The sequence below is a fragment of the Streptomyces sp. WP-1 genome, from assembly GCF_030450125.1.
GTDB classification, from domain to species: Bacteria; Actinomycetota; Actinomycetes; order Streptomycetales; family Streptomycetaceae; genus Streptomyces; species Streptomyces incarnatus.
Map to the genome: position 1 here is coordinate 365208 of NZ_CP123923.1, position 12863 is coordinate 378070.

At 72.4% G+C, this 12863-nt stretch carries 10 protein-coding genes; 2 read left to right on the forward strand and 8 right to left on the reverse strand.

The window, feature by feature from the left end; all coding sequences use genetic code 11:
- Positions 1 to 2: 2 nt before the first annotated feature.
- Positions 3 to 1529 carry a DUF1254 domain-containing protein gene (locus tag QHG49_RS01165; protein ID WP_301486941.1) on the reverse strand — a complete coding sequence of 509 codons (1527 nt, stop codon included), beginning with the start codon at positions 1527 to 1529 and terminating at the stop codon, positions 3 to 5.
- A gap of 501 nt (positions 1530 to 2030) precedes the next feature.
- Here QHG49_RS01165 and QHG49_RS01170 point away from each other — a divergent pair.
- Positions 2031 to 2489, forward strand: a complete 459-nt coding sequence (locus QHG49_RS01170) for a fasciclin domain-containing protein (protein ID WP_301486942.1) — start codon at positions 2031 to 2033, stop codon at positions 2487 to 2489.
- Here QHG49_RS01170 and QHG49_RS01175 read toward each other — a convergent pair.
- The 5 genes from QHG49_RS01175 to QHG49_RS01195 all read right to left on the reverse strand — a co-directional run bounded on the left by QHG49_RS01175 (position 2450) and on the right by QHG49_RS01195 (position 6962).
- Positions 2450 to 3382, reverse strand: a complete 933-nt coding sequence (locus QHG49_RS01175; RefSeq protein ID WP_370530404.1) for an ABC transporter ATP-binding protein — start codon at positions 3380 to 3382, stop codon at positions 2450 to 2452. The two genes, QHG49_RS01170 and QHG49_RS01175, sit on opposite strands and share 40 nt — an antisense overlap.
- Before the next feature lie 3 nt (positions 3383 to 3385).
- Positions 3386 to 4351, reverse strand: a complete 966-nt coding sequence (locus QHG49_RS01180) for an iron ABC transporter permease (RefSeq protein WP_301486943.1) — start codon at positions 4349 to 4351, stop codon at positions 3386 to 3388.
- 44 nt (positions 4352 to 4395) lie between these two features.
- Positions 4396 to 5427: an ABC transporter substrate-binding protein gene (locus QHG49_RS01185; protein WP_301486944.1), complete on the reverse strand. Its 1032-nt coding sequence runs from the start codon at positions 5425 to 5427 to the stop codon at positions 4396 to 4398.
- Between the two features lie 232 nt (positions 5428 to 5659).
- Positions 5660 to 6034, reverse strand: coding sequence for a darcynin family protein (locus QHG49_RS01190; RefSeq protein ID WP_159697786.1), 375 nt, complete (start codon positions 6032 to 6034; stop codon positions 5660 to 5662).
- A 34-nt stretch (positions 6035 to 6068) separates the two neighbouring features.
- Positions 6069 to 6962 (reverse strand): NAD(P)H-binding protein, encoded by an 894-nt coding sequence (locus tag QHG49_RS01195; RefSeq protein ID WP_301486945.1) that lies wholly within the window; start codon positions 6960 to 6962, stop codon positions 6069 to 6071.
- A 104-nt stretch (positions 6963 to 7066) separates the two neighbouring features.
- On the opposite strand from QHG49_RS01195, the gene QHG49_RS01200 reads away from it, so the two are divergent.
- On the forward strand, positions 7067 to 8050 hold the full coding sequence (locus tag QHG49_RS01200) for a LysR family transcriptional regulator (RefSeq protein ID WP_301486946.1): 984 nt from the start codon (positions 7067 to 7069) through the stop codon (positions 8048 to 8050).
- 54 nt (positions 8051 to 8104) lie between these two features.
- Here the strand turns inward: QHG49_RS01200 and QHG49_RS01205 are convergent, their stop codons facing one another.
- Entirely contained in the window at positions 8105 to 12586 is a 4482-nt protein-coding gene (locus tag QHG49_RS01205; RefSeq protein ID WP_301486947.1) for an amino acid adenylation domain-containing protein, read from the reverse strand.
- On the reverse strand, positions 12564 to 12830 hold the full coding sequence (locus QHG49_RS01210; RefSeq protein WP_301492651.1) for a phosphopantetheine attachment domain protein: 267 nt from the start codon (positions 12828 to 12830) through the stop codon (positions 12564 to 12566). Before QHG49_RS01210 ends, QHG49_RS01205 begins: the two co-directional genes overlap by 23 nt.
- Positions 12831 to 12863: the final 33 nt, after the last annotated feature.

A 12863-nucleotide genomic window follows, 5' to 3' on the forward strand; every position in this document is an offset into this window, starting at 1 on the left:
GGTCAGGTGACGCGGGTCAGCGGGGGGCACTCCCAGGTCGCGTCGATCACCGCCGGGCTGGGCCGGTACATGCGCAGGGTCACGAACCAGGTGCCTTCCGCCGCGGTGGGCAGCCAGTTGGCTTCCTCGTCCCGGCCGGGCGGCTCGCTCTGGAGGCGCAGGGTCAGTCCGCCGTCGGCGTCGCGCCGCAGGCCGGGGATGCGGTCGCCCACCGCGTACCGGTCCGCCGGGTTGGGGATGAGGTTCATGTCCTGCCCGTAGGCGGTCAGCGACCAGAAGGCGTCGACCGGGGGCAACGCGTCGGCGGGGAAACGCAGTTCGTACCGGCCCCCGGAATCCAGTCTGTTCCCGTCCGCGTCCTCGAAGTTGAGCAAGTGGACCGCTTCGGCGGGGTCGTCGGCGGCGACGCCGATCAGCGACTGGTCGGCGGCCCGTTTGAGGAAGTCGTCGCCGAAGCGACCCGTCTCCGGCGGCGGGTAGCGCCAGCCGTTGACGAGTTCGGCCCAATCGCCGCTGAGGACCTGCCGTTTGAGCAGGGGCACGCCGACGGCGGCGGCCCGGACCAGGCTCCGTCTGACGGCCTCGGGCTGCTCCTCGACGTCGAGGCCGGGGCCGATGCCGATCCGGGCGAACTGCTGGAGGAGGACCCGGTGACGGGACGGCGGCGGGTTCTCGGCCAGCATCAGGTTGAGGGTCTTCCAGGGCCCCAGGGGGTCCTCCTCCGCCGGGACGGGCCTCAGGACGTCACGGTTCTCGGGGACCTCCGCGTGCTTCTTTCCGTACAGGCCGAGCGGGGTCAGCCTGTACTGCTCCTGGAGTTCACGGACGCGGGGCACGTCGTCCGGGCCGTCGACCCGGGTGCGGCCGAGGACGAGGGCCCAGGGGCTGGGTGCCTTCTTCAAGCGGCTTACGCCGGCCGGGAGTTTGCCCTTCCAGCCCGGGCCGACGAGCGCGAAGCTGCCCGCCCCGGACCCGGTGGTGCGCTGGCCGACGTAGTCGAAGTTGTCGGAGGTGATCCCCACCAGTTCGAAGGTGAAGTACCGATCCCCCATGTCGGGGTGGGACAGGATGACCGGCTCGCGGCCGAGATCCACCCAGGCCGTCGAGTACAGGGTGTCGTTGTCGGGGCATCCGCCGTCGCGGTACGTCGCGTCCGGCAGGCGCTCGGCATGCCAGAAGTGGTTGACGGGCGCGTACGGGGTCGTGGCCGGGTTCCGTGGGGTCGTCACCCAGTCGTACCTGAGCCGGGCGTTGTAGATGTACGGGAACCCGTAGACGAACGCCTGCTCGCCGAGCGTGTAGGCGTACTCACCGCGCCAGTCGCCCATGTGGCCCGTCAGGACCGGTTTCACCGCCCGGCCGAGGGCGGGCACGATCTCCGGCAGCTGGCGCGCGCGGTCGATCGTGGCCCTCGGATGGAGGGCCACGTGCCCGGCGGCCCGTGCCACCGTGAGGGCGGCGCCGGCGACGTCCTCGGGGATACGCCGCCAGGCGGGGCTCCGAGATGGTTCGGACCTCGGTTCGGACATGTCGACACCACTTCGCTCAGCGTATGAAGGGCCCCGGGGCATGGAGGGTCCCGCTCGCGGGCGCCTCGCCGCTTCTCCCCCGGGAACCATCCTCCCCCGCGTCGCCGGTCGTCGCAGCCGGGCGGGAACGGGGCAGGCCAGGGGGTTCACCGGGGCGGGGTGTCGTCGCCCCGGGCTTCGAGATGCGGTCATCCGCGCCTGCTGGATACGCTCGCTGGACAGCCGGGGAGTGGCCCAGGGCCGTGGCGCGGCAGCCGCCCACCCCGTGCTCGGAAGCGAGGATGCGCGCGGGGACGAGGGTCTCCGCGGTTCCCGCCTCTGCACAGTGTTCACGCCTCCACGGGAGGAAGGTCGCCCATGAGGTTCACCGGCACGCGTACAGCGAAGGCCACCGCGGCGGCTCTGGTCGCCGTACCGCTCGCGCTCGGAGGTATGGCGTCGCGGAGCCAGGCGCAGACGTCGTCTCCCAGCCCGTCGGGGACGTCTCCCAGTGCGTCGGGGATGTTCGGTCCCGGATGTCCGTCGGTCTCGCAGAAGGCCGACACGGTCAAGGACAAGGTCACGGAGGCCGCCGCCGCGTATCCGCAGCTCAGCCAGCTGGTCTCGGCCGCGGTCCGGGCGGGGCTGAACGGCACCCTCGACGGGAAGTCACACATCACCGTGTTCGCGCCCAACGACCAGGCGTTCCAGAAGGTGACCGCCTCGCAGCTCACCTCGCTGCTCAAGAACCAGGGCGAGCTGAAGAAGGTGCTGACCTACCATGTCGTGGACAAGCAGATCACGCCGGACGAACTGTCCCACGGCTCCTTCACGACGGTGGAGGGCAGCAAGCTGACCACGTCGGGCTCGGGCAGCGACTTCAAGGTCAACGGGAAGGCGAGCGTCGTCTGCGGCGACATCAAGGCCGCGAACGCCACGATCTATGTCGTCGACGCGGTGCTCCGGCCTCCGTCGTCCTGACTCACCGCAGGTGGATTCCGCGCGCCGCCGCGGCCATCGGCGGCACCGGTGGCTGGGCACGTGTCGTCACCGTCCTCCGCTCGCCCGTCCCCCGCTCCCCCGTGCCCCGCTCCCCCGTCGCGCGCGAGCGGCCGGGCCGCGTACGTGATCCGGATGATGCCGTCGGCGTGCCGTTCGGTGCGGGCCTGGACACCGAACACGGTGGCGAGGAGGTCCGGGGAGAGCACCTTCAGGACCGGTCCGGCCGCGGCCACGGTTCCCCCGCACAGGACGACGAGGTGGTCGCAGAGGCGGGCGGCGAGATCGAGGTCGTGCAGCACGGCGAGCGTGGTGACGCCGGTGGCGCGGATCAGGTCCAGGAGTTCGAACCGGGCCCGGATGTCCAGGTGGTTGGTGAGTTCGTCCAGGACGAGAAGCCTGGGTTTCTGGGCCAACGCCCGTGCCAGCAGGACGCGTTGGCGTTCACCGCCCGACAGCGAGGCGTAGTCGCGGTCCGCGAAGGGTCGTACGCCGCAGCGGTCGACGGCATCGGACACGGCCTCGCGGTCCTCGGCTCCGTCGCGGCCGAGCAGCCCGTGATGGGGGGCGCGGCCGAGGGCCACGATCTCGGTGACCGTCAGTCCGGTGGTGCTGCCGCCGGTGTCCTGGAGGACGGCCGCGGTACGGCGGGCGGCGGCGCGGGGGGACAGTTCCCACACGTCGTCGCCGCCCACCCGGACCACCCCGTCCGCCGGGCGCAGTGAGCGGTAGACGGTGCGCAGCAGGGTGGACTTGCCGCTGCCGTTGGGTCCGACGAGGCCGACGACGTCGCCCTCGCGGACTTCGAGGCTCACGTCGCGCAGGATCGGGTTGCGGTCGAGGGTGACGTGGAGCCGGTCGACGATGAGTTTCATGCTTCAGTCCAGGCCCTTGTTGCGGCGCAGCAGCCACAGGAAGAAGGGGGCGCCGAGGAGTGCGGTGATGATCCCCAGGGGCAGTTCGTCGGGGCGGTCCAGGGTGCGCGAGAGCAGGTCGACGAGGACCAGGTAGAGGGCTCCCAGCAGAGCCGTCAGGGGCAGCAGCCGGCGGTGGTCGGCGCCGGTGGTCAGCCGTACCAGGTGGGGGATCATCAGTCCGACGAAGCCGATGCTGCCGGCGACCGCGACGACCGTGCCGGTCAGCAGCGCGCTGAGGACCAGGAGGACGGCGCGCAGCCGGTTCACGTCGACGCCGAGCGCGGTCGCCGACTCGTCGCCGGCGAGGAGCACGTTGAGGCGGCGGCCGAACAGCGACAGCAGGACGGTCGTGGTGAGCACGACGGCGGCCACCGTGGGGAGTTGGTCCCACTGGGCGCCCGCGACGCTGCCCAGCATCCAGAACATCACCGTCCGCAACTCGGTCGGGGTGGCCTGGAGTTGCACGAAGCTGGTCGCGGAGAGGAAGACGTAGCCGACGGCGACACCGGCCAGGACCAGCCGAGTCGGCGCCATCCGGCCATGGCGTCGGCCGAGCGCGAAGACCAGCGCCCCGGCGGCCACCGCGCCGAGGAAGGCCGCAGCGGACACCCCCAGCCCGGCGAGCGCGACACCCCCGCCGAGGGTGATGACGAGGACCGCGCCGAGCGTGGCGCCGTAGGAGAAGCCCAGCACGGTGGGGTCGGCCAGCGGGTTGGACACCACGGTCTGGAGCACCGCGCCGGACACGGCGAGGCCCGCGCCGACCAGGGCGGCCAGGACGACCCGCGGGGTGCGGAAGTTCCAGACGATCTGGTCGAGGGCCGGGTCGGCGGACCCCGTCCGCGCGCCGGTGACATGGTGGAGGACGATCGCCCACACTTCGCCGACAGGTACGTCGACCGCGCCGATGCTGATCGCCACGATCATGGTGGCGGGCAGCAGCGCGAGGGCGAGCGGGACCCTGAGCCGGGTCAGAAGGCGTCCGGGTGCAGCAACTCGGCGATCCTCCGGACGGCCACGTCGTTGCTGGGGCCGAGGTACATCGAGTCGGAGAGCGTCACGTACCTGGTGTTCTTCGCGGCCGGCCACTGGGGGAACTCCTTGAGCAGTTTCCTGGCGTAGGCCGCCGGGTTCGGGTCGTGGTAGCCGATGACGACGAGCGCGTCCACGTCGGTGGCGGCCACCTTCTCCTTGCTCAGGTCGGCGAAGGAGGTCCTGGAGGCGTTCTCGAAGGCGTTGGAGCCGCCGGCCCTGGCGAGGATGTCGTTGTAGATGCCCTTGGCGACGACCGAGCTGAAGTCGTTGCCGCCCATGGACATGTTGGAGAAGAGCACCATGACCCTCGGTTTCTTCTTCCCCTTCACCTTGGCGGTGACGGCCGCAATGTTCTTCTCGGAGGCGGCGATCAGTTTCTCGGCCCTGTCGCGCACCCCGAAGACCTTGCCCATGTCGCGCAGCAGCCGGTAGCTGTCGGCGATGGTCATCCCGGACGTGTCCTGGTCACAACCCTGCGGTGAGACGTAGGTGTTGGCGCCGACGTCCTTCAACTGCGCGCGGGTGGCGAAGCCGTTCTTCTGGTCGAAGCCGTACGACGTCGTGGACAGCACCAGGTCCGGGCGCAGGCCGAGCATGGTCTCCCGGGGGATGTCGTAGGCGTCGTTGGGCTTCACGTCCCCCGTGGGCAGCTTCTTGATCGCCGCGGCCCGGCCCGGCACCTCGGACATGCCGTAGCTCTGCTCGTTGGCGACGATCCTGTCACCGAGACCGAGGGCGAGCAGGGTGGAGACCTCGGCGACGGAGGCGCCGTTCATCACGACGACCCGGCTGGGAGCCTTCTCGAAGGTCTCCTTCACACCGCAGTTCCCGACGGTCACCGGGTATCCGCTCACCGAGGCCGCGGCCGTCGTGCCGGTCGCTTTCTCAGCGGACGGCGATCCGCACCCCGCCGCCGGCAGACAGAGTGCTGCGGCCAGGGCGGCGGCGGCCGGCCGGTTCATCGACATGCGGGCTCCTTGCGTGAGGCGTCTGCCCGTGGGGTGCGGGCTCCGGTGCAGTAGTCGGAGCGGAGCGCGCTCGGGTTCCCACGAGTTGCCGACCGGGGTCCGGCACGCCCGGCCGGAGGCCGCCACACCGGCCGTGGACGCGGCGGCCCTTCGGCCGATACCGCTGCTCGCCCAGTCGTACGGCCCAGGGACTCACTGGGGTACGACCGTGACACCCCGGGCCGTACGAAGGTCAGGTCGTGATGGTGGCGACGGGTTCGAGGCCGTACGTCCGGGCGTAGCCGTTCTCGGTGCCGACGAGGAGGTCCACGATCTCGAAGTATCGGTCCCAGAACGGGGTTTCGCGCAGTGCGTCGACAAGGAGCTGGTAGGCGTGGTGGTCCTCGGCCTCCCACACCCAGACGTCGGTGACGCGCGCGGAGTAGAACTCGGTGTCGTAGAAGCGGGACCGGACGCCGGTGGTCCTGGCCTCGATGGCCGGCAGGACCTGGGTGGTGAAGGCGTCCACGCGTTCCTGGACGGTCAGGGCGAGCCATTCCGGCGTGGTCTTGACGAGCATGAACGCGGTGACGGGCGGTTCGGTGTGGTCGGTCGTGTCGACGGGCATGGAAATACCTCCGCAAAGGGTGGGGTGCCGGGGCTCAGGAGAGGACGGCGGGCTTGAGGGTCCGGGCGCACCACTGCTCGAAGGTGGTGGGGGACGCGGTGTCCGGGGTGCGGGCGACACCGGCGTCCAGCCCCTCGTCCTTGGCCCGCTTCATGTCGACGACCCCCTGTGCGAACGCCTGGTCGAGGCCGTAGTCGACGAGGGTGGTGTACAGCTCGTCGAGCGGCTGGCGTTCGTAGCGGACGGGGCGGCCGAGCTGTTCGGTCATGATGCGGGCCAGGTCGTCGGCCGACAGGTCCTGCGGCCCGAGGACCGGGACGCTGCCGGTGCCGGTCCAGGAGCGGTCCAGCAGCAGGCGGGCAGCGGCCGCCGCGATGTCGGCGACGGCGACGAGGGGGGCCTTGCGGTCGGCGTCGACGGTGTCGGTGAAGACGCCCTTCTCGCGGATCGAGTCGGCCTCCTCCAGGAGGTTCTCGAAGAAGGAGGGGTTGGCCAGGGCCCGGTAGGCGACGCCGGTGCCGGCGATCAGGTCGTCCACGGCGAGCGAGGCGGTGACGAGACCGGCCCGGTCGGCGAGCGGGGTGCCGCGGCCCAGCGCGGAGACACCGACGACATGGCCGACGCCGTGGGCGGTGAGCGCCTCGGCGGCGGGGCGGGTGAAGCCGGTGTAGGCGTCCCGTGGGGGCAGGGAGGCGTCCGGGGGCACGAGCCAGAAGACGGCGTCGGCGCCCTCGAAGGCCCGGTCGAGGACGTCGGCGTCCCCGTGCGAGCCGGTGACCACCTCGACGCGTCCGCGCGCCGCGTCCGGAAGCCGGGCGGGATCACGCGCGATCACGCGCAGTTCCTCGCCCGCGGCGGGGGCGGACTCCAGGAGCAGGGAGAGCAGATGACGGCCGATGTTCCCGGTGGGAGCCGTAATGACGATCATGAAAACCTCGTAGGTCGTGCCGATCGGGTACGTCCCTCATCCTGCTGAGCCGCTCCGTGCTGCCACAATGGGAACTTCGGCACGGAATCATTGACTGAAATGGAATGATGCTGGTGAGCAGCCCGGATCCGGTCATCGACGCCAATCTCGCCATCGCGCTGGACGCCCTGCTGACCGAGCACAGCGTCACGCGCGCCGCCGCGCGTCTGCACACCTCGCCCGCCGCCATGAGCCGTACGCTCGCCCGGCTGCGCCGCGTCCTCCAGGACCCCCTGCTGGTCCGGGCCGGACAGGCCATGGTTCCCACCCCGCGCGCCCAGGCCCTGCGCGAGGAGGCCGCCGCCGTGGTGCGCGGTCTCGGCGCGCTGCTCAGTCCCGGCGCGAGCGTCGACCCGGCCGGCCTGAGCTGCACCTTCACCCTTCAGGCCGCCGACCTGGTGGGCGCGGCGCTGGCCCCGGGGCTGCTGCGGCTGTCGCGGCGGGAGGCGCCGGGGGTCTCGTTCCGGATCCGGGCCGAGGAGCTGGAGGCGGGGCCCGCCCTGCGCGACGGCCGGATCGACCTGGAGGTCGGTGCCATCGGCCATGTGGACCCCGAGACCCGGGTCGAGGAGCTGGTCGGCCTCCGTATGGTGGCGGCCGTGCGGTCCGGTCATCCGCTCGCCGAGGGGCCGCTGACCCCGGCCCGGTTCGCGGCCGCCCAGCATGTCGCGGTCAGCCGCCGGGGCCGGTTCACCGGACCGCTCGACGCCGCCCTGGCCGAGCGGGATCTACGGCGGCGGGTCAGCGTCGTCCTCCCCAGCCATCTGGCCGCGATGGCGCTCGCCGCCCGCAGCGACCTCGTCTGCCTCGTGCCCGCCGCGCTCCCCGGCGCCGCCCCCTCGCCCCTCACCCATGACGCCCACGCCTTCGGGCTGTGCCTCCTCGACATCCCCTTGGAGCTGCCGCGGCTGACCATCGGCATGGCCTGGCATCCCCGGCACACGGCCGACGGAGCCCACCGCTGGCTGCGGGACGCCGTACGCCGGGCCCTCAGGGCACCGGCAGCGCCTTCGGACGCGCCCGTGACGGAGGCGGGCGGGTCCGAGTAGTACGACAAGCAGCGGCCAATGTAAGGGAGTTGAGTTCAGGGAGTTGGGCCCAGTTCACCGGGAGGGGGCGGGCAGCGCGCCCGTCGTCACGCAGTGGTCCAAGGAGCGGAAGAACAGAGCGCGGTCGACGGGCGGGCAGGTGATGCCGCTGCCGGCCAGGCCCGCGCGGACCCGGTCGGCGTGGACGTGCCCGAGGCGCAGGTCGGTCGCGGGGTCCTGGCCGGTCGCGGGGTCCTGGCCGGTCGCGTCTTCGTCGGTGGAGTCGAAGAAGGCGAGCGCCGTGGCCGCCGCGTCGGCCGAACGGGGAAGCCGCTGCCGCCAGTTCGCGAGTGGCAGGGCCCGTACCGGATAGCCGTACTCCCGCAGCCAGTCGTACACGTCCGCGAGCCGGACGCGGGGCAGGGTGGCGTGGTTGAAGACGGTGGCCGTCCCGTCGTCCCGGCGCAGGCACAGATGGACGAGCGAGCGCGCGACGAAGTCCACCGGGGTCCAGACCTCGTCCTCGAAGAGTTCGGGCACGATCCCCGCGGGGATACCGGCCCGCAGCACGCCCCACAGGAAGTCCCGCTCGTTGACGTGTCCCGTGCGGGCGGGCCCGATGACGCGGCCCAGCCGGTGGACGGTGACGGGCAGACCGCGTTCCGCCGCCTGTTCCAGGAGGTGTTCGGAGGCCCACTTGGACTGCTGGTAGCCGTACCGCAGGCCCTCGTGCGGCGGCAGGAACTCCTCCGGCACCTCGGGCCTGCGGCTCGCCGGCGGGGCGACGGAGAGGGTGGAGACGTAGTGCAGGGGCGTGGTGCCGACGGCCGCGAGGCGCAGCAGGCGCCGGGTGGACTCGGTGTTGGCGGCGCGCAGGGTGGCGTAGTCGCGCAGGACGCTGACGGCCGCCGCGTTGTGGAAGATCGCGTCGCAACTCGCCGCGAGACCGGCCAGGGTTTCCGGGGGCAGGCCGAGGTCGGTACGGGCCAGGTCGGCGGGCAGGGCCGTCAGGCGGGCCGACGCCCGGTCACCCGGGGTGAGGCCGTGCCGGTTGAGGGCCGCGTGGACGCGGGCGGTGGCCTGCGGTACGTCGGTGGCCCGTACCGTGCAGACGATCTCGGCGTCCGTGTCGGCGAGTAGCCGTGCCAGCAGGTGTGCGCCGACGAAGCCGGTGGCGCCGGTGAGCAGGATGCGTCGAGGGGGGTGGTGGAGGGTGCGCTTCGCGCCCGGCCGGATGTCCGGATCGAGGGCGGCGTCGGCGAGGAGGGCCGGGGCTGTGAGGGCGCGTACGGCGCGTACGGGAGGGGCGGGGCGCGGGCGTACGGGGGTGGGGGCGGCTTCCACTCCCGCATCGGCTTTCGCTCCCGCATCGGCTTTCGCCGCCGCTTCGGCTTCGGCTGCCGCTTCGGCATCGGCTTCGGCTCCGGCTCCGGCTCCGGCTCCGGCTTCGGCTCCGGCTTCGGCTCCGGCTTCGGCTTCGGCTTCGGCTTCGGTGAGGAACTGGGCGAGGCCCGCGACGGTGGGGTGCTGGAAGAGCCAGGCGACCTTCATGTCCCGGCCGAGTGCCACGCCGAGCCGGTTGGCCGCCTGGATGACCTGGAGGGACTGGGCGCCGAGGTCGAACACGTCGTCGTCCGCGGCGACGGCGTCGATGCCGAGGATCTGCCGCCAGATACCGGTGACGGTCCGCTCCAGGGGGCTGCCGTCGACGGACGCCCGGTGGGCGGGCGGTTCGGCGAGGGCGGCCCGGTCGATCTTCCCCGAGCTGGTGCGGGGCAGCCGGTCGACGAACTCAATGGCGGAGGGGACCATCGCCGCGGGCAGCCTCGTCCGAAGGTGTGCCCTGATCTCGGCGGCGGACGGTGCCGGGGGCTCGGCCACGGCCTGCGCGACCAGCCGCCGGGTGCCGTCCGGCAGGACCTGTCCGGCGACGGCCGCCTCCCGGACGGCGCAATGGGTGAGCAGGGCGTTCTCCACCTCGGCGGGCTGCACCCGATGCCCGCTGAGCTTGAACTCGGCGTCGGCCCGGCCGACATGGCGTAGTTGCCCGTCCTCCCCGATACGGACCAGGTCCCCGGTGCGGTAGGCACGCGACGCGCCCGTGAGGGCCGTGAGCGGGGCGAAGCGCGCTCCGTCCGGCACGTCTCCCCGGTAGCCGTCGGCGAGGGTCGGGCCCAGCAGGTACAGCTCACCGTCGACGACGGCCGCCCTGGTGCCGGGCAGGGGCAGGCCGATCGGCGCCTCACCGGGGGCGAGTTCGGGGGTGCTCAGGTCGGCGACGGTGGCGACCACGGTGGCCTCGGTGGGGCCGTAGGTGTTCAGCAGCGTGACCGAGGTGCCCACCGCCTCGCGCCAGCGCTCGACCCGTTCGGGCAGGGCGGTCTCACCGCCGATGACGACGGTCCGCACGCCCTTCGGCAAGGTGGCGGCGCCGGTCGACACCGCGTGCGCGAGCTCGTGCCAGTAAGCGGTCGGCAGATCCAGCACGCTCACCCGCAGCCGGGCGCAGGTGTCGAGGAAGCCCGGCACCGACTCCGTCATGTCGTCGGTCCGCACCACCAGGGTGGCGCCGGCGCACAGGGTCAGGAAGATTTCTTCCACGCTGGCGTCGAAGTGCGGCGGCGCGAACTGGAGGACGCGGTCCTCCCCGCGCAGCCCGTAGCGGTGCGTGGCCGCGGCGACGAAGTGGGCGAGCGCGGCATGCCCGACCGCCACGCCCTTCGGTCGGCCGGTGGAGCCCGAGGTGTGCAGGACGTACGCGAGGTCCGTGGGCGCGGGAGCCGAGGGGGTGCCGGTGGTGCCGCGTTCGCGGGCCGTCGTCTCCGGTGGGGTCCCTTCCAGCGTGACTACGGGGCGATCCGTGAAGTCGGCCGCGCGGTCAGCCGTGGTGAGGACGAGCGCCGGGGCGGTGTCGGCGAGCAGCCGGGCCGTACGGTGGGCGGGTGCTCCGGGGTCGAGGGGGCAGTAGGCGGCGCCGGACAGGAGCACTCCGAGCAGGGCGGTGACGGCGTCCGCTCCCCGGGGCAGGGCTACGGCCACCAGGTCGCCCCTTCCGACGCCGCGACCGGTGAGTTCCCGGGCGATGTTACGCGCGGCGCCGAAGAGTTGGGCGTAGGTCAGGGTCGCTCCGGCGTGCTCGACGGCGACGGCCGCTCCGCGTCGGGCGGCGTGCTCGGCGATGAGGCTCAGCACCGGGCGGACGGGGACGGGCAGGGGGCCGCCGTCGAGCACGGACACCGTACGGCGCGCCCGTGTTCCGCCGAGCGGCCGGTCCGGGTCGGCGAGCGCCTCCGCCAGCAGGGTGAGGAGTCCTTCCTGGAACGCGGCCGCCTCGGACTCGGTGTACAGCTCGGGGTTGGCGTCGACGGCGATGCGCGCCCCGGTGCCGTCCGCGCGGTCGTAGACGTTGACGGCCAGGTCGTCGACGGGGCCGGCGGACACGTTGTGGGCGGTGCTCGGACACCCGGCGAACTTCAGGTCGTACGCGAACGGCATGACGTTCACGCCCGGCCCGGACAGCCGGCGCCGGCCGCCCACCAGCTTCAGGTCGCGCCGCAACTGCTCGTAGCGGTAACGCTGGTGCGGCAGCGCGGCGCGCAGTTCGCGCGAGACCCGGGGGGCGAGGACACGGAGACTGTCGTCGGGAGTGACGGGGACCCGCAGGGGCAGGATGTTGCGCACCGTGGTGGGCACCCGCAGCGCCACCGATCCGAGGCGGCCCGTCACGGGCAGGCTCAGGACGATCTCCGGGGCCCGGGTGAGCCGGTGCAGACGGGCGACGGTCACCGCGAGGAGAATGTCCGACCAGGTGACCGACAATTCGCGGGCTACGGCGCGCAGTCGGCCGGTCGTGGCCGGGTCGAGGTCGGCGATGTGCCGGTGGAAGGCGCGGGCGGGCAGAGCGGCGCGGCCCGCCGGACCTGAGACCGGCGGGTGGTCGGCATAGCGACCGGTCCAGTAGGCGCGGTCCTCGGTGTGCCGGGCGGATTCCCGGTAGGCGCGTTCCTCGGCGAGCACGGAATCCAGGGTGCCGAAGCCGTTCGGCGGTACGGGTGCACCGGCCATGAGAGCGGTGTAGACCTCGGCGACGCGCCGGGCGACGAGGGAGAGGCCGAAGCCGTCGAGGGCGATGTGGTGGACGCGGTGGTACCAGAGGAACTCCTCCGGCGCGGTCCGCAGCAGGGCGTGGCCGAAGAGCGGGCCTCGGGTGAGGTCGACGGGACGGGCGATGTCCTGGCTCATCCAGGCCAACGCGCCGACATGCGGGTCGGGTTGAGAGGTGAGGTCCGCGAGGTGGAGGTGCCAGTCGCCGGCCGGGGTGTCGACCTGCCGGGGGCGGCCGGTGTCGTCGGTGTCGAAGGTGACGTTCAGGGCCTCGGTCTCGGCGACGACATGGCGCAGCGCTCGCTCGAAGACGGCCGCGTCCAGCGGACCGGTGATACGCAGGTACTCGGCGGTGTTGTACGCCGGGCTCTCCAGGTCGAGTTGCTGTCCGGCCCAGATGCCCTCCTGGGCGGCCAGCAGCGGACGCCGCTCAGACGTCCCGGACGTCGGCATGACCGGCTCCTCGTATGCGTTCGGTGAGCAGCTGCCACCACTGGGCGAAGGATGTGCGCTCGGCGAGGTCGACGAAGCTCACCTCGGCGCCCGCCGCCTGCCAGCGCTCCAGCAGGGAGACAATGCGCAGCGAGTCGAGCCCGGCGTCCAACGGGCTTTCCGCCAGGTCGACTTCACCGGGCAACAGGAACAGGCACTCCGCGAGGTCCGCACGGAAACCGTCCAAGGTGAGCTGTCCGGGCACGGGTTCAAAGACGGATTCAGACACGGGTTCAGA